This window comes from Kitasatospora sp. NPDC018619, assembly GCF_044391605.1.
Lineage (GTDB): Bacteria > Actinomycetota > Actinomycetes > Streptomycetales > Streptomycetaceae > Kitasatospora.
The window spans coordinates 153,582-170,475 of sequence record NZ_JBISAI010000004.1; the positions used below are offsets into that span (position 1 = coordinate 153,582).

At 71.4% G+C, this 16,894-nt stretch carries 14 protein-coding genes; 7 read left to right on the top strand and 7 right to left on the bottom strand.

The genetic code is table 11. The annotated features are described in order from the left end of the window. Positions 1-14 precede the first annotated feature (14 nt). Positions 15-1,532 carry a replicative DNA helicase gene (gene dnaB / locus ACH5AR_RS07910; protein WP_396300727.1) on the bottom strand — a complete coding sequence of 506 codons (1,518 nt, stop codon included), beginning with the start codon at positions 1,530-1,532 and terminating at the stop codon, positions 15-17. A 578-nt stretch (positions 1,533-2,110) separates the two neighbouring features. Between dnaB and ACH5AR_RS07915 the strand changes: the two genes are divergently transcribed. Further along, positions 2,111-3,457: an MATE family efflux transporter gene (locus ACH5AR_RS07915; RefSeq protein ID WP_396300493.1), complete on the top strand. Its 1,347-nt coding sequence runs from the start codon at positions 2,111-2,113 to the stop codon at positions 3,455-3,457. Between the two features lie 102 nt (positions 3,458-3,559). Here the strand turns inward: ACH5AR_RS07915 and rplI are convergent, their stop codons facing one another. The 4 genes from rplI to rpsF all read right to left on the bottom strand — a co-directional run bounded on the left by rplI (position 3,560) and on the right by rpsF (position 5,329). Then, positions 3,560-4,006 carry a 50S ribosomal protein L9 gene (gene rplI, locus ACH5AR_RS07920; protein WP_396300494.1) on the bottom strand — a complete coding sequence of 149 codons (447 nt, stop codon included), beginning with the start codon at positions 4,004-4,006 and terminating at the stop codon, positions 3,560-3,562. Between the two features lie 17 nt (positions 4,007-4,023). Next, the gene (gene rpsR, locus ACH5AR_RS07925; protein ID WP_030059640.1) at positions 4,024-4,260 is read right to left on the bottom strand and encodes a 30S ribosomal protein S18; all 237 of its coding nucleotides are present in this window, start codon (positions 4,258-4,260) and stop codon (positions 4,024-4,026) included. 79 nt (positions 4,261-4,339) lie between these two features. Further along, complete coding sequence (locus tag ACH5AR_RS07930; RefSeq protein WP_355256562.1) at positions 4,340-4,942, bottom strand: single-stranded DNA-binding protein; 603 nt, start codon at positions 4,940-4,942, stop codon at positions 4,340-4,342. Between the two features lie 96 nt (positions 4,943-5,038). Continuing rightward, the gene (gene rpsF / locus ACH5AR_RS07935; RefSeq protein WP_396247356.1) at positions 5,039-5,329 is read right to left on the bottom strand and encodes a 30S ribosomal protein S6; all 291 of its coding nucleotides are present in this window, start codon (positions 5,327-5,329) and stop codon (positions 5,039-5,041) included. Between the two features lie 320 nt (positions 5,330-5,649). Here rpsF and ACH5AR_RS07940 point away from each other — a divergent pair, with 320 nt between their 5' ends. From ACH5AR_RS07940 to ACH5AR_RS07950, 3 genes are all read left to right on the top strand, one after another. Beyond that, positions 5,650-5,949, top strand: a complete 300-nt coding sequence (locus ACH5AR_RS07940) for a hypothetical protein (RefSeq protein WP_396300495.1) — start codon at positions 5,650-5,652, stop codon at positions 5,947-5,949. A gap of 294 nt (positions 5,950-6,243) precedes the next feature. Next, positions 6,244-7,362: a lipid II:glycine glycyltransferase FemX gene (locus tag ACH5AR_RS07945; protein ID WP_396300496.1), complete on the top strand. Its 1,119-nt coding sequence runs from the start codon at positions 6,244-6,246 to the stop codon at positions 7,360-7,362. A gap of 12 nt (positions 7,363-7,374) precedes the next feature. Then, on the top strand, positions 7,375-8,409 hold the full coding sequence (locus tag ACH5AR_RS07950; RefSeq protein WP_396300497.1) for an alanine racemase: 1,035 nt from the start codon (positions 7,375-7,377) through the stop codon (positions 8,407-8,409). Positions 8,410-8,430: 21 nt separating this feature from the next. Here ACH5AR_RS07950 and ACH5AR_RS07955 read toward each other — a convergent pair whose 3' ends face one another. Beyond that, positions 8,431-10,008 carry a glycosyltransferase family 87 protein gene (locus tag ACH5AR_RS07955; RefSeq protein ID WP_396300498.1) on the bottom strand — a complete coding sequence of 526 codons (1,578 nt, stop codon included), beginning with the start codon at positions 10,006-10,008 and terminating at the stop codon, positions 8,431-8,433. Positions 10,009-10,418: 410 nt separating this feature from the next. Then, the gene (locus ACH5AR_RS07960; RefSeq protein WP_396300499.1) at positions 10,419-12,896 is read right to left on the bottom strand and encodes a transglycosylase domain-containing protein; all 2,478 of its coding nucleotides are present in this window, start codon (positions 12,894-12,896) and stop codon (positions 10,419-10,421) included. A gap of 519 nt (positions 12,897-13,415) precedes the next feature. Here ACH5AR_RS07960 and ACH5AR_RS07965 point away from each other — a divergent pair. The 3 genes from ACH5AR_RS07965 to ACH5AR_RS07975 all read left to right on the top strand — a co-directional run bounded on the left by ACH5AR_RS07965 (position 13,416) and on the right by ACH5AR_RS07975 (position 16,812). Beyond that, a complete protein-coding gene (locus tag ACH5AR_RS07965) occupies positions 13,416-14,114 on the top strand; it encodes a PadR family transcriptional regulator (RefSeq protein ID WP_396300500.1) in 699 nt (232 codons plus the stop codon). 126 nt (positions 14,115-14,240) lie between these two features. After that, complete coding sequence (locus tag ACH5AR_RS07970; RefSeq protein WP_396300501.1) at positions 14,241-15,323, top strand: inositol-3-phosphate synthase; 1,083 nt, start codon at positions 14,241-14,243, stop codon at positions 15,321-15,323. Between the two features lie 229 nt (positions 15,324-15,552). Further along, positions 15,553-16,812 carry an MFS transporter gene (locus ACH5AR_RS07975; protein WP_396300728.1) on the top strand — a complete coding sequence of 420 codons (1,260 nt, stop codon included), beginning with the start codon at positions 15,553-15,555 and terminating at the stop codon, positions 16,810-16,812. Positions 16,813-16,894 lie beyond the last annotated feature (82 nt).

Here is a 16,894-nt window from a genome sequence, read left to right on the forward strand (position 1 = left end):
CCCGGGGCCCGCGCTCAGTCCCGGGTCATGTCGACGAAGCGCGAGTAGTGGCCCTGGAAGGCCACCGTGATCGTCGCGGTCGGGCCGTTTCGGTGCTTGGCGACGATCAGGTCGGCCTCGCCCGCGCGCGGGGACTCCTTCTCGTAGGCGTCCTCGCGGTGCAGCAGGATGACCATGTCGGCGTCCTGCTCGATCGAGCCGGACTCGCGCAGGTCCGAGACCATCGGCCGCTTGTCGGTCCGCTGCTCGGGGCCACGGTTCAGCTGGGACAGCGCGATGACCGGCACTTCCAGCTCCTTGGCCAGCAGCTTGAGGTTACGGGACATGTCCGAGACCTCCTGCTGGCGGTTCTCGGCCCGCCGGGAGCCGCCGGACTGCATCAGCTGGAGGTAGTCGATGACGATCAGCTTGATGTCGTTGCGCTGCTTCAGTCGGCGGCACTTGGCGCGGATCTCCATCATCGACAGGTTCGGCGAGTCGTCGATGAACAGCGGTGCCTCGCTGACGTCGGGCATCCGGCGGGCGACGCGCGTCCAGTCGTCGTCCGTCATGTTCCCGGAGCGCATGTGGTGCAGCGCCACCCGGGCCTCGGCGGAGAGCAGGCGCATCGCGATCTCGTTGCGGCCCATTTCGAGCGAGAAGATCACGCTCGGCAGCTTGTGGTGGATCGAGCACGCCCGCGCGAAGTCCAGCGCGAGCGTCGACTTGCCCATCGCGGGGCGGGCCGCGATGACGATCATCTGGCCCGGGTGCAGGCCGTTGGTGAGCTGGTCGAAGTCGGCGAAGCCGGTCGGGACGCCGGACATCTGGCCCTGCCGGGAGCCGATCGCCTCGATCTCGTCGAGGGCGCCCTCCATGATGTCGGCGAGCGGGGCGTAGTCCTCGTTGGTGCGCTGCTCGGTGACGGCGTAGATCTGCGCCTGGGCGGCGTTGACGATCTCGTCCACGTCGCCCTCGGCCGCGTAGCCCATGCCGGCGATCCGGGTGCCGGCCTCGACCAGGCGGCGCAGGACGGCGCGCTCGTTGACGATCTGGGCGTAGTACTCGGCGTTGGCCGCGGTCGGGACGGAGTTGACCAGGGTGTGCAGGTAGGAGGCGCCGCCGACGCGCTGGAGCTCGCCGCGCTTGGTCAGCTCGCCGGCCACGGTGATCGGGTCGGCCGGCTCGCCGCGGGCGTAGAGGTCGAGGATCGCGCCGTGGATCATCTCGTGCGCGGGCCGGTAGTAGTCGGCCGGCTTGAGCACCTCGACCACGTCGGCGATGGCGTCCTTGGAGAGCAGCATGCCGCCGAGGACGGACTGCTCGGCCGCGAGGTCCTGCGGGGGGACGCGCTCGAAGCCGTCCACCTCGCCGCCGCTGCCGCCCCCGCCGTCGCCCTCGTCCCGGCGCTGCCAGCCGCCCTCCGACCGGCCGCCCTTGCCGCCCTTCTGGAAACCCACCTTCGGGAAGCCGTCCTTCGGGGAGCCGCCCTTCGGGAAGCCGTCGCGGCCACCGCCCTGACGCCCCTCGCCGCGGCCGCGCGAGACCGGCAGCCGGTCGCCCGGGCCGTCCGGGAAGGGCGCGTCGTCGAAGGCACCGGCCGGGAAGGGGTCCTCGGCGGTCTGCCAGTCCTCCTCCGGCGGCGGGGCGTCGTGGTCGTCGTACTGGGGGCCGGTCACGCGTGTTCCCCGTTCAGCGAGTGGTGCGTAGGTGGAGCGGGATTGCCGGTGGCTGGGTGGAGCGGAACCGCTCCTCTTTGTACGCCACGGCTCCGACAAATCGGACGCCGGGGGCGGCGGGAGTGTCGGGCGGAGGGCCCACGCTAAGGCGCCGGACGCCCTCACGCCAAGGCGGTTATCCACAGGGGGTGTGGACGACCGGCCCTCTCCTGTGGAGAACTGCCGCAAAGCTGTGGACACCCCTGTGGACGTCCCTGTGGACAACCGGACGATCGATCCGCCGTCAACCTCTTGACCTGGGATTACCTCTTCCAGGGCCTGTGCATGAGAAATTCTTCACACGGCTCGGAGCGGCTGTGGGCACAGAGCGGACGAACCGCACCGCTCAGGATTTCGAGTAATAGTCATAAGGCACTTACATCCATTACCTGTGGATGAGTAGCCTGGAGCCCATGACCGCCTCGTCCCCGCCCCCGGCCCCGGCCCCCTCACGGCGCCGGCACGACCGGGAGATCCTCGCCCTGGCCGTCCCGGCCTTCGGCGCCCTCGTCGCCGAACCGCTCTTCCTGATGGCCGACTCGGCGATCGTCGGCCACCTCGGCACCCCCCAGCTGGCCGGGGTGGGCGTCGCCTCGGCCGCGCTCTCCACCGCGACCGGCGTGTTCGTCTTCCTCGCCTACGCCACCACCGCGGCGGTCGCCCGCCGGATCGGCGCCGGGGACCGCCGGGGCGCCGTGCAGCAGGGCATCGACGGCATCTGGCTCGCCCTGGGCCTGGCCGTACCGGTGGTCCTGCTCACCCTGCTGCTGGCCCCCTGGGCGGCCGACGCGCTGGGCGCCTCCGCGACCGCCGCGCCGCACGCGGTGACCTACCTGCGGATCAGCTCCCTCGGCATCCCGGCGATGCTCATGGTGCTGGCCGCCACCGGGGTGCTGCGCGGCCTCCAGGACACCCGCACGCCGCTGGTGGTGGCCGTCGCGGGCTTCGCCGCCAACATCGGCCTGAACGCCGGCCTGGTGTACGGTGCCGGGCTCGGGGTGGCCGGCTCGGCCTGGGGCACGGTGCTCGCGCAGACCGGGATGGCGGCCGCCTACCTGGTCGTGGTGGTCCGGGGCAGCCGCCGCGAAGGGGCCTCGCTGCGGCCGGACGCGGCGGGCATCCGGGCCGGAGCGAAGGCCGGCGGCCCGCTGCTGGTCCGGACGGTCAGCCTGCGCGCGGTGCTGATGACCGCCACCGCGGTGGCCGCCCGGCTCGGCGACGACCAGGTGGCCGCGCACCAGATCACCATGGCGCTGTTCAACTTCCTGGCCTTCGCGCTGGACGCGATCGCGATCGCCGGGCAGGCCATCATCGGCCGCTACCTGGGCGCCTCGGACGTCCCCGGGGCCCGGGCCGCCACCCGCCGGATGGTCGAGTGGGGCATCGTCTCCGGGGTGGTGCTGGGCCTGCTGGTGGTGGTCGCCCGCCCGCTGTACGTCCCGTTGTTCACGCCCGATCCGGCCGTCCGGGCCCAGCTGGACACCGCCCTGCTGCTGCTCGCGCTGACCCAGCCGGTGGCCGGCCTCGTCTTCGTGCTGGACGGTGTGCTGATGGGCGCCGGGGACGGCCCCTACCTGGCCTGGGCCGGGCTCGCGACCCTCGCGGTGTTCGTCCCGGCGGCCCTGGCCGTCCCGGCCACCGGCGCCGGGCTGGCCGGGCTGTGGTGGGCGATGAACCTGTTCATGCTGGTGCGGGCCGGCTTCCTGGCCTGGCGCGCCCGCGGCGGCCGGTGGCTGGTGACCGGGGCGGTACGCGGCTGAGGCGCCGCCGCGCCGCGGGCCCGGAAACCGACCGAGGGCCCGGAAACGACCGAGGGCCGGACTCCCGGAGGAGTCCGGCCCTCGGGCCTGGTGCTACGGAGCTCAGGCAGCCACGACGGCGACGTCGAGGTTGGCCACGACGTCCGAGTGCAGCTTGACCGAGACCTTGTGGGAGCCCACGGTCTTGATCGGCGAGGCGATCGCGACGGCGCGCTTGTCCACCGCCGGGCCGCCGGCGGCCTTGATGGCCTCGACGACGTCGGCCTGGGTCACCGAGCCGAACAGACGGCCGGCGTCGCCCGAGCGGACGGCCAGCTTGACCTGGACGCCCTCGAGCTTGCCCTTGACCTCGTTGGCGGCCTCAAGGGTCTGGATCTCGTGGATCTTGCGGGCGCGACGGATGGCGTCGACGTCCTTCTGACCACCCTTGGTCCAGCGGATGGCGTAGCCACGCGGAACCAGGTAGTTGCGGGCGTAGCCGTCCTTGACCTCGACGACCTCGCCGGCGGAGCCGAGACCCGGCACCTCGTGCGTGAGGATGATCTTCATTACTCGGTCACCCTCTCTTAGCGCGCGGTGCTGGTGTAGGGCAGCAGCGCCATCTCACGGCTGTTCTTCACGGCCGTGGCGACGTCACGCTGGTGCTGGGTGCAGTTGCCGGTCACCCGACGGGCACGGATCTTGCCGCGGTCGGAGATGTACTTCCGCAGCAGGTTCGTGTCCTTGTAGTCAACGTAGTTGACCTTGTCCTTGCAGAAGACGCAAACCTTCTTCTTCGGCTTGCGAGCAGGCGGCTTCGCCATTGTGTGCTCCATTTGGGGTTCACGGCCCGGCGGGCGTCCGGGGACGCCGGCTGCCGGGCCGCACGAAATCTGTCAGCTCTTAGAACGGGGGCTCTTCCGAGTAGCCGCCACCACCGGACGGGGCACCCCAGCCGCCGCCCTGGTTGCCACCGGACGGGGCGCTGGAGGCCCAGGGGTCGTCGGACGGGCCGGACTGGCCGCCGCCGGAGTTCCCACCCCAGCTGCCGCCGCCCTGCTGGCCGCCACCGCCGCCCCAGTTGCCACCGCCCTGGCCGCCACCCTGCTGGCCGCCGAAGCCGCCACCGGGGCCGCCGGACCGGTTGGCCCGGGTGACCTTCGCGGTCGCCGAGCGCAGGCTCGGACCGACCTCGTCGACCTCGACCTCGAAGACCGTCCGCTTCTCGCCTTCCTTGGTCTCGTAAGACCGCTGGCGCAGTCGGCCCTGCACGATGACGCGCATGCCGCGCTGCAGCGACTCGGCCACGTTCTCCGCCGGCTGCCGCCAGACGTTGCACGTGAGGAAGAGGCTCTCGCCGTCCTTCCACTCGTTCGTCTGACGGTCGAAGGTGCGGGGGGTGGACGCGATGCGGAACTTCGCGACCGCCGCACCCGACGGGGTGAAGCGCAGCTCGGGGTCGTCGACGAGATTGCCGACGAGGGTGATGACGGTCTCGCCTGCCATGGTGGTGATGACCTCTCGGGAAGATGTCCGTTCACCGCTGTTTCACGTGAAACAGCGGACGCGAGCTACCCGAGACCCGAAGGCCTCAGAGGTGGCTCAGTGGGTGTCCGGGCGCAGGACCTTGGTCCGCAGAACCGACTCGCTCAGGCCAAGCTGGCGGTCGAGCTCCTTGACGACCTCAGGCGTGGCCTTCAGGTCGATGACCGAGTAGATGCCCTCGGACTGCTTGTTGATCTCGTAAGCCAGACGGCGGCGACCCCAGGTGTCGACCTTCTCCACCTTGCCGCCGGCGTTGCGGACGACAGCGAGGAAGCTCTCGATCAGGGGGGAGACAGCGCGCTCCTCGACCGAGGGGTCGAGGATGACCATCACCTCGTAGTGACGCATGAGTAACCCACCTCCTTTGGACTCAGCGGCCACGGTCTCTCCGTGGCAGGAGGGTTGTGCGTAGCGTCGGCACCGGAGCAGTGACGACTCCGGCCCACCGTAGCGGGCGGGTCCGACAGCCGGCCCCGCTCCGCCCGGAAGCGGGCGTCGCCCGGAAGAGGGCGCAAAGGGGGCACAACTACACCAGTGCAGACGGCACAGCCTACCTGCACCCGGACGGCCGAACAAAACGCATAGGGGTTGTGAGAGCGACCCAAGCACCGCAATCTGGACGGAACGGGATTCCTGCCCGTTCGTCTCCACGCCAGGAGGTGGGACCCATGGCCCAGTCCGTCCACCGCATGCCCGCCCTCACGCTGAACACCGACGGCCACCCGCACCCCCGCGAGAACACCCTGGTGGGCGTCACCGTCCTGCTGGGCGCGATCGCCTTCACGACCTCGTTCTTCCACCACCTGCACCTGCTGACCTCGTGGACCGGCCTGTTCGGCATCGTCACGGGCCTGTGGGGCATGTTCGTCTCGGTCACCACCGCCGAACGCTTCGTCCTGATGATCGGGCTCGGCGCCTCCGCGCTCGGCTTCTACCTCGGCGTCGCCCGCGGCGGCCTCTGGGGCTGAACCACCCCCCGCACGCCCCCTGCACCGCCTCCGCGCGGCCACCCGCGCCGTCCGCGCGTCCCGCTGGAACCGCCAGCACCGCCGGGCACCGCCGGGCCCGCCGGGACCTCCTGGGACGGAGCCCACAGGGCCCGCCCGGAACCCTCGCCGCCCCCGTCGCGTATCTGCAAGAGGAGACAGGTACCCGACGGGGGCGCCGCCGTGCCCGCAGCGACGGGCGCCGGAGCCCCGGACGATAAGGTCAGCCCGAGAACCTGGGGCCACCGCAGCCCGACCGACGAGGAGCACCGAGCAATGAGCCTGCGCCTGAGGACGATCACCCGCGAGGAGCACCTCGCCTTCATCAGGAGCCGCGCCTCGGCCAGCCACATGCAGGTGCCGTCGTGGGGCGACGTGAAGGCCGAATGGCGGTCCGAGTCGATCGGCTGGTTCGACGAGGCCAACCAGCTCGTCGGGGCCGGCCTGGTCCTCTACCGCCAGCTGCCCAAGCTCAAGCGCTACCTCGCCTACCTGCCCGAGGGCCCGGTCATCGACTGGTTCGACCGCGACCTCGACCGCTGGCTCTCGCCGATGCTGGCGCACCTCAAGTCGCAGGGCGCCTTCTCGGTGAAGATGGGGCCGCCGGTGGTCATCCGCCGCTGGAACGCCCCCACCATCAAGGAGGCCATCGCCGCCAAGCAGGCCAAGCGGCTGCGCGACGTCGAGGCCGACTGGTACGAGGCCCGCGCCTTCGAGGTGGCCGACCGGCTGCGCAAGGCCGGCTGGCTCCAGGGCGAGGACGGCGGCGCGGGCTTCGGCGACGTCCAGCCCCGCTACGTGTTCCAGGTGCCGCTGGCCAACCGCTCGCTGGACGACATCCACAAGAACTTCAACCAGCTCTGGCGCCGCAACATCAAGAAGGCCGAGAAGAGCGGCGTCGAGGTGGTCCAGGGCGGCTACGACGACCTGCCGATCTTCCACCAGCTCTACCTGGTCACCGCCGAGCGCGACAAGTTCACCCCGCGCCCGCTGGCGTACTTCCAGCGGATGTGGAAGGCCCTCGTCGCCGAGGACCCGAACCGCATGCGCCTCTACATCGCCTACCACGAGGGCGAGCCGCTGGCGGCGACCACGATGCTGGTGGTCGGCGAGCACGTCTGGTACTCCTACGGCGCCTCGGCCAACCACAAGCGCGAGGTCAAGCCGTCCAACGCCATCCAGTGGCGGATGATGCGCGACTCCTACGCCCTGGGCGGCGGGGTGTACGACCTGCGCGGCATCAGTGACACCCTGGACGAGAACGACCACCTGTTCGGGCTGATCCAGTTCAAGGTCGGCACCGGCGGCCAGGCGGCCGAGTACCTCGGCGAATGGGACTTCCCGCTCAACAAGCTGCTGCACAAGGCTCTCGACCTCTACATGTCCCGCCGCTGAGGAGGCTGCCCGATGACGCTGTCGCTCTACCTCGACACCGAACGCTGGCGCAACCACCAGCGCTCCGTCCTCGCCGAGTTCCCCGGCCTGGTGCCGGTCGCCAAGGGGAACGGCTACGGCCTGGGCAACCACCGGCTGGCCGAGGAGGCGACGCTGCTGGGCACCGGGGTGCTCGCCGTCGGTACCGCGTACGAGGCGGCCGACGCCGCCGAGTGGTACGGCGGCGAGCTGCTGGTGCTCACCCCGTACCGGGTCGGCGAGGAGGTGCTCCCGCTGCCGCACGCCCGGGTGATCCGGACGGTGGCCGGCGTGGACGCGCTGCGGGCGCTGCACGGCGCCCGGGTGGTGCTGGAGTGCATGACCACCATGCGCCGGCACGGCGTGAGCGCGGCCGACCTGCGCACCGCCGCCGCCGAGCTGGAGGGCGTCGCCTTCGAGGGCTTGGCCCTGCACCTGCCGATGGACCGGCCGGACGGCTCCGACCCGGTCGAGGAGGTCGCGTACTGGGTGGACACCGCCGCGGCGGCCGGCATCCCGGTGCACACCGTCTTCGTCAGCCACCTCGGCGCGGCCGGCATGGACCAGCTGGCCCAGCGCTACCCGCAGACCGTCTTCCGGGCCCGGATCGGCACCCGCCTCTGGCTCGGCGACCACGCCGCGCTGGAGGTGCGCGCCACCGTCCTGGACGTCACCCCGCTGCAGAAGGGCGAGCGCTACGGCTACCGCCAGCACCCGGCGCCCTCCGACGGCCACATCCTGGTGGTCGCCGGCGGCACCGCCCACGGCATCGGGCTGGAGGCGCCCAAGTACGTGGCGAGCATGGGCGCGCGGGCCAAGGGCATCGCCCGGGCCGGCCTGGCGACCGTCAACAAGACCAAGTCGCCGTTCCACTGGGCCGGCAAGCAGCTCTGGTTCGCCGAGCCGCCGCACATGCAGGTCTCGCTGCTCTTCCTGGACGGGGAGACCAAGCCCCCGGTGATCGGTGAGGAGCTCGGCCTCCAGGTCCGGCACACCACCACGCACTTCGACCGCGTCGTGGACCGCTGAGGCGCTGAGGGCGCCCGCCCGCTACGGCCGCTCGGCCGGCTCCGGCAGTCCCGGCTCGTCCAGCCACTGCTCGGCGCCGGCCGGCGCGTACGCGGCGTAGCTCTCCTCCTCGCGCAGCCGGCGGGCGGTGCCCAGCACGGCCACGTCCGGGGCGTGGTCCAGCACCCCGCCGGAGGGGTCGTCGCTGCCGTCCCAGCGGACCGGGTCGTGCTCCGGGTGGAGCACGTCGCGGACGACCAGGCCCACCAGGTAGAGCGTGCCCAGCAGGTGCAGCCCGATCGCGAAGTGGTACCACCCCTCGCCGAGCCCCTGCTGCCGGGAGCCGGTGACCAGGCCCAGGTGCGACCAGATGCCCAGGGTGTAGAGCACCTCGCAGGCCTGCCAGACCAGGAAGTCCCGCCAGCGCGGCCGGGCCAGCACGGCGAGCGGCAGCAGCCAGAGCGCGTACTGCGGCGAGTACACCTTGTTGACCAGCACGAACAGCGCGACCACCAGGAAGGCCAGCTGGGCGAAGCGCGGCCGGCGCGGGGCCGAGAAGCCGAGCCACGCTATGGCCAGGCAGCCCACCACCATCAGCACGCCGATGTAGGCGTCGAGGTCGGCCAGCCCGGCGCCGCGGCGCTGCATCAGGATCAGCCAGAACGAGCCGTAGTCCTCGCCGCGGTGCTTGCTGAACACGTAGAAGGTCGACCAGCCGCGCCAGTTGGCCAGCATGACCGGCAGGTTCACCACCAGCCAGGAGCCGACCGCGCCGCCCAGCATCACCCGGAACTCCCGCCACCTGCCGGCCCGCCAGCAGAGCACCAGCAGCGGGCCGATCAGCAGCAGCGGGTAGAGCTTGGCCGCGGTGGCCAGGCCGATGAAGACACCGGCCCAGCCCGGCCGGGCACCGGCCCACCAGGCCATCGCCACGGCGGCCAGGGCGACCGCGAGCAGGTCCCAGTTGACGGTGCCGTTGAGCAGCAGGACGGGGGCGAGCGCGAACAGCAGCGCGTCCCACGGCCGGCGCCGGTGGGTGCGCGAGAGCGCCACCACGGCGACCACCGCGCAGGCCATCAGCATCCCGGCGTTGATCGCCCAGAACCACTGCTCCTGGCCCTGCCGGTCCCCGCCGCCGGGCGTCAGCCAGGCCGCGACCTGCATGAACAGGCCGGTCAGCACCGGGTACTCCAGGTACTGGAGGTCCCCGGAGGAGCCCGGGATGCGGTCCACGTACGGGTGCAGCCCGGCCGCGAAGCCGCGTCCGGAGAACAGGTGCGGGATGTCGCTGTAGCAGGCGTGGACGTACTGCGGCGAGCCCGGCTGGAACCAGGCCTGCTCGTAGCAGGGCAGCTTCTGCACCATGCCGAGCACCGACACCACGATCACCGCGAGCGCCAGGAAGCGCGCCGGGACCCACCAGGAGACGCCGAGCAGCGCGCGGCGGCCGGGGGGCCCGCCGAACACCTCGCTGCCGGCCGCCGCCACCGGGTCCTCGTCGGCCGGCACGACCACGGTGTTGGCCGGCGGCGCGGCCGTGGCGACGGCTGCCGGGAGGGGCCCTGCGGCGGCGCCGGACCCGACCGGGTCGGCGGTTTCGTCACGATCGCTCGTCGTCATGCCGGACATCCTGCCGCACCGGCCCGCCCGGGACGAGGAGGACCCCGCAACGGTCCGGGCCGCGAGGCGGCGGGCCGGGGGCGCGAATCGTGGCGAAAACGGCGGTCGTGCGGACGAAAGCGGCGGCGGTGCGGACGGTGGGCGGCGGCCCGGACGAGAACGGCGGTGGGGGGCCCCCCGGGGGGGGGCCCCCCCCCCCCCCCGGGAGACGGGGGGGTAAGCACCGGGCGCGCGCCCGCCCGCACGCGCGCCCCCGGGGGGGGGGGGGGGGGGGGCGCCGCGGGGGCCCCCCCGGGGGGGGGGGGCCCCCCGCGGGGGGGGGGGGGGGGGGGGGGGGGGGCCCCCCCCCCCCCCGGGGGGGGGCCCCCCGGGGGGGCCCCCCCCCCCCCCCCGCTTCCTGTTCCGTCCGGCTACTGCCCGGCCGGCAGGCCCTGCAGGCCGCCGCCGCTGGTGCTGGTCGGCGTCGGCTTGCCGCCACCGCCGCCCGGCGGACGGCCGCCGCCGTTGCCCCCGGAGGGGGTGGTCTCCGTCGGGCCGGGCGTCGTGCAGCCGACCACCGGCAGGCAGCTGTTGCCCGGGTTCGGGTTCTTGCTGTGCGACGGGCTCGGCTGGTCGCCGGGGCAGTCCACACCGGACACGCAGGTCTGGGTGGGCTGCGGCTGCACCGGCGGCTGGGGCGCCTGCGACTGCTGCTGGGCCGGGGCCGTCGGGGTGTCCGTCGCGGTCGGGACCGCCGTCGGCGAGTTGGTGGACGGCGCCCCGGAGGAGTCCACCTCGGTGCCGACCGGCTGCGGGGTCGGGAAGTCCATCTTCTTCTCGTTCGCCAGCGCGGCCTTCATGTACCGGGTGAAGACGTCCGTCGGGATGTCACCACCGTGGATGGACTCCTTGCCGCCGGTGCCGTTGAGCGACTGCCGCTCGTGCTTGGCCGGGTCCTCGCGCCACATCGCGACGCTGGTCGCCAGCTGCGGGGTGTAGCCGACCCACCAGGCCGACTTGTTCTGGTCGGTGGTACCGGTCTTGCCGGCCACCGGGCGGCCCAGGTCCTTCGTCTTCTTGCCGGTACCGTTCACCGCCACGTTCACCAGCACGTCGGTGACGTTGTCGGCGACGGCCGGCTCCAGCGCGACCTTGGTCTCCTTCTTGCCGAAGCCCGGCCGCTCCACGCCGCTCACCTCGACCTTGGTGACCGAGTACGGCTCGGCCTCCTTGCCGCTGGCCGCGAGGGTGCCGTAGGCGGTGGCCATCCGGATCGGGCTGATGGTGGAGGTGCCGAGCGGGAAGGTCGCCGTCTTCGGGTCGGCGAGGCTCTCCTTCTTGACGCCCATCTGCACCGCGATGTCGGCCACGTTCGGGCCGCCGACGTCCTGGTTGAGCTGCACGAAGGGCACGTTGTACGAGTACTGCATGGCCTGCCGCAGCGAGACGTAGCCGCGCTTGCCGCTGTCCTCGTTCTTCTGCCGGTACGGCTTGCCGTCGTCGCCGATCACCAGCGAGCCGTCCGGCTTGCGGATCTCGGACATATCGTCGGCCAGGTAGCGGCTGTCGGCGTTGATCCGCTTCGGCTTGCCCTTGTCGTCCTTCGCGGTCTGCACGCCGGTCTGCATCGCGGTGGCCAGCACGAAGGGCTTGAAGGTCGAGCCGACCTGGACGCCGGTGGCGTCGGCGTTGTTGTCGAAGTGGCCGTTCTCCACGCCGTCGCCGCCGTAGAGGGCGACGATCGCGCCGTCGCCGGGGCGGATGCTGGCGGAGCCGAACTGGATGTTGGTGTCGTTGTCCGGCCGCTTCTGCGGGTTGAGGTTCTCCGCCTTGACGTCGTCGACGGCCTTCTTCAGGGCGTCGACCTTGTCCTTCTCGAAGGTGGTGTAGATCTTCAGGCCGCCCCGGTCGATCATCTGCTGGGTGATCGTCTTGTCGGTGGCCATCACGTACTTGTTGGCGGTGTCGACCAGGTAGCTGATCTCACCGTTCATGTTGGAGCTGGGCTTCTGCGGGACCGGGTCCGGGAACACGTTGCACTTGGCGCGCTCGTCCGGGGTGATGGCCTTGGTGTCCACCATCTGGTCCAGGATCCAGTTCCACCGGCCCTGGGCCCGCTCCTTGTTGTTCGGGTTGGTGGGGTCGTAGTACGTGGCGCCCTTGAGCAGCCCGGCCAGCATGGCGCTCTGGCAGACGTTGAGGTCCTTGGCGTCGATCCCGTAGTACGCCTGGGCGGCCGCCTGGGCGCCGTTCGCGCCGCGGCCGAACCAGCTGGTGTTCAGGTAGCCGGTGAGGATCTCCTCCTTGCCCTTGTCCTGGTCGATCTTCAGCGTGATGAAGAACTCCTTCAGCTTGCGGCTGAGGGTCTGCTCCTGGCTCAGGTAGGCGTTCTTCACGTACTGCTGGGTGATCGTCGAGGCGCCCTGGGTCTCACCCCCCTTCGCCATGTTCCAGATGGCGCGGAGCATGCCCTTGGGGTCGATCCCGTGGTCGGTCCTGAAGCTCTTGTTCTCCGCGGCGATGACGGCGTTCTGGAGGTTGGGGCTGATGTCCTTGAGCTCGACGATCTGGCGGTTGGTCTGGCCCTTGCGGGTCATCTCCGTGCCGTCGGCCCAGTAGTAGATGGTGTTCTGGTCCTTCACCAGCTCGTTCAGCTCGGGGACCCTGGTGGTCTGGTACAGGTAGAACACCACGCCCACGAAGCAGCCGAAGACCAGCAGGAAACCGCTCAGCCACTGCTTCCAGGACGGCAGCCAGCGCCGGACGCCGGTCTTGCCGAACCGCGGGTAGTCGATGAACCGCTTCTTCCCCGGGCCGGCCGCCGCGGCGGCGGAGGCCGCGGCGGCACCGCGCCGGGCTCCCCCCTTGCCCTTCTTCTGGGCGGCCTTGCGCATCTCCGCACGGGTCATCCGGGGCTGCTGTGCGGTCTCCCTGACGCCCTGCGGGCGCCGTCGGCCGACGCCGTCCGAGCGCAGCTCGTCCGGCCCCGGCCCATCGCCCCGACGGCCACCGCCTCCCGGGGGCTGCTGCCCCTCACCGCCCGGGTTGGGCGTCCTTCGCCGTCGTTCGCTCATCTTCCAGCCACTCCTCGCGAGGCGTTTCCAGCCTGAAGGCAGGGTTCACGTCCGATGCCCGCAAAACCGCCCTGATCCCGGAGGTGGTCCTCGTGCACACGCGACAGCGTACGCAGCAGGGAAATACAACTAATCGGACATCAGTTGCCAATGCGCTCAAAACGGCGACAGATCATTACACGCCCGTTGCCAACACTCCCCGCGCGTCCGCTTGTGATCACGTTCACGCGCGTCCCCCTTGCCGGTTCCGGAGGTCGGGTTTACTGTTCTCGATATATCGAGCCGATACATCGAAGCGGAATACCGCCGGATGCGCCGGCCGACCGGTCGCCGAACGGGAGGAGGAGGACGGCAGTGGGCAGACGCTCAGGAGTGCTGGAGTTCGCCGTCCTCGGCCTGCTCCACGACGCCCCGATGCACGGCTACGAGCTGCGCAAGCGGCTGAACATCCTGCTCGGGACGTTCCGGGCGCTCTCCTACGGAACGCTCTACCCCTGCCTGAAGAGCCTGGTCGCCCAGGGCTTCCTGGTCGAGGACAACCCCGACGTGGAGTACGTCCCGGCCACCGCGCTCAACGGCAAGCGGTCCAAGATCGTCTACCGGCTCTCCGCCGAGGGGAAGCAGCGCTTCGAGGAGCTGCTCGCCGACTCCGGCCCGGACGCCTGGGAGGACGAGCACTTCGGCGTGCACTTCGCCTTCTTCGGCCAGACCGACCGGGCCGTGCGGATGCGCGTCCTGGAGGGGCGCCGCAGCCGGCTGGAGGAGCGGCTGGAGCGGATGCGCAACTCGCTGGCCCGCGCCCGCGAGCGGTTCGACGACTACACCGTCGAACTGCAGCGGCACGGCCTGGAGTCGGTGGAGCGTGAGGTCCGCTGGCTCAACGAGCTGATCGAGACCGAGCGGTCCAACCGCACCGGTCGGACCGGCCCCGACGCCGGCGGCACCGCCGCCGGCCCCCGCAGGACTTCGGACGGCCGTGGCCAGGAGACCGGGTCCACCGACCCGTCCGGGCCGCCGTACGACCGCCCGGGGCGCTCCGCCCAGGAGCGCTGACACCGCGCCAGCCCTGTGCCGCGCGGCAGCAGTGGGCGCCTCGCGCCCGGACATGCAGTCATCGAAGAAGCAGGACGAGTTCCGCCGACCCCGGCGGTCCTCATGAGATCACAGGGAGCAACCGGAATGGGTTCGGTTCGCGTAGCCATCGTGGGCGTGGGCAACTGCGCCGCGTCGCTGGTGCAGGGTGTCGAGTACTACAAGGACGCCGACCCGGCCGGCAAGGTCCCCGGCCTGATGCACGTCCAGTTCGGTGACTACCACGTCCGTGACGTGGAGTTCGTCGCCGCCTTCGACGTCGACGCCAAGAAGGTCGGCTTCGACCTGGCCGACGCCATCGGCAACAGCGAGAACAACACCATCAAGATCTGCGACGTCCCGCCGACCGGTGTGACCGTCCAGCGCGGCCACACCCTCGACGGTCTGGGCAAGTACTACCTGGAGACCATCGAGGAGTCCGACGAGGCTCCGGTCGACGTCGTCCAGGTCCTGAAGGACCAGCAGGTCGACGTCCTGGTCTGCTACCTGCCCGTCGGTTCCGAGGACGCGGCCAAGTTCTACGCCCAGTGCGCCATCGACGCCAAGGTCGCCTTCGTGAACGCCCTGCCGGTGTTCATCGCGGGCACCAAGGAGTGGGCGGACAAGTTCACCGAGGCCGGCGTGCCGATCGTCGGTGACGACATCAAGTCCCAGGTCGGCGCGACCATCACGCACCGCGTGATGGCCAAGCTGTTCGAGGACCGCGGTGTCGTCCTCGAGCGCACCATGCAGCTGAACGTCGGCGGCAACATGGACTTCAAGAACATGCTGGAGCGCGAGCGCCTGGAGTCCAAGAAGATCTCCAAGACCCAGGCCGTCACCTCGCAGATCCGCGACCGCGAGCTGGGCGCCAAGAACGTCCACATCGGTCCGTCGGACTACGTGGCCTGGCTGGACGACCGCAAGTGGGCCTACGTCCGCCTGGAGGGCAGGGCCTTCGGCGACGTCCCGCTGAACCTGGAGTACAAGCTGGAGGTCTGGGACTCCCCGAACTCCGCCGGTGTCATCATCGACGCCCTGCGCGCCGCGAAGATCGCCAAGGACCGCGGCATCGGCGGCCCGATCCTGTCGGCGTCCTCGTACTTCATGAAGTCCCCGCCGGTGCAGTACTTCGACGACGAGGCCCGCGAGAACGTGGAGAAGTTCATCCGCGGCGAGGTCGAGCGCTGAGCACGACGCACCGGGCACGACGCACCGGGCACGGTGCGCTGAGCACTGAGCACTGAGCGGGCCCGGCCCGCGAAAGGGCCCGCGATCCCCGGATCGCGGGCCCTTCACGTTCCCGTGGCCGATGTTTCACGTGAAACGGCGACCGGTTCCATGGCACCCTGGGCGGGTGGCGATCACCGAGAACGGCAGCACCCACCAGTCCGCGCACCGCGCCACGCTGCTCGACCTGATGAAGGGCCGCGACTTCCGCCGGCTGCTGACCGCCCGGGTGCTCTCCCAGCTCTCGGACGGCGTCTTCCAGGTCTCGCTCGCCGCGTACGTGGTCTTCTCCCCCGAGAAGCAGTCCTCCCCCGCCGACATCGCCTCGGTGCTGGCCGTGATGCTGCTGCCGTTCTCGGTGATCGGCCCGTTCGCCGGCGTGCTGCTGGACCGCTGGCGCCGCCGCCAGGTGCTCTACTTCGGCAACCTGGCCCGCTTCGGCCTCGGCCTGGTCACCGGCGCGCTGCTGCTGGCGCAGGCCCCGACCTGGCTGTTCTTCGCCTCGGCGCTGATGGTCACCGCACTCAACCGGTTCATCCTGGCCGGTCTGTCCGCCGCCCTGCCCCGGGTCGTCGAGCAGGGCCAGCTGGTCACCGCCAACGCGCTGTCCCCCACCCTCGGGACGGTCGCCGCCGCCTCGGGCGGGGGCATCGGGTTCCTGCTGCACCAGCTGATGGCCCCCGGGCCGAGGGCCGACGCCGCCCTGGTCACGGTGGCCGCGCTGCTCTACCTGTCGGCCGCGCTGGCCGCCCGCCGGATGGACCGCGACCTGCTCGGCCCGGACCAGCACGCGGACCGCCCCGGGCTCGGCCAGGCACTGGTCCGGGCCGCCCTGGAGCTCGGCGCCGCGGTGCGCCACCTGGTCCGGGACTGCCGGCCGGCCGTGCACGCGCTGGCCGCCGTCACCGCGGCCCGGTTCTGCTACGGCGTGCTGATCGTGGTCGTGGTGATGCTCGCCCGGTACACCTTCAACGACCCGACCGACAGCGCGGCCGGCCTGGTCACCCTCGGCCAGGCGGTGGGCCTGTCCGCCGCCGGGTTCTTCGTCGCCGCGCTGGTCAGCCCCTGGTGCACCCGCCGACTGGGCCTGGCCGGGTGGATGACGGCCTGCCTGGTCGCCCCGGTGGTCTTCGTCCCGGCACTGGGCCTGGGCTTCACGCTGGTGCCCTGCCTGGTCGCCGCGCTGCTGCTCGGGGTGGTCACCCAGGGCACCAAGATCTGCGCCGACACGGTGGTGCAGGAGACGGTCGAGGACGAGTACCGCGGCCGGGTCTTCGCCATCTACGACGTGCTGTTCAACGTGGCCTTCGTGGCCGCCGCGCTGATCACGGCGCTGGTGCTGCCGCTGTCCGGCCGCTCCGTCGCGGTGGTGCTCGGGGTCGCCGGGGTGTACGCCCTGACGGCGCTCCTCTACCTGCGGGCCGCCCGCCGCGGCCCGCTCCCCCGGTGACCAGGGTCGCCGGGCGCCCGCGGGGGCTGGGAGCCGACCGGGTCCGCCCGACTCGCTAAGGTACTCGGACCTGTCGGATCGA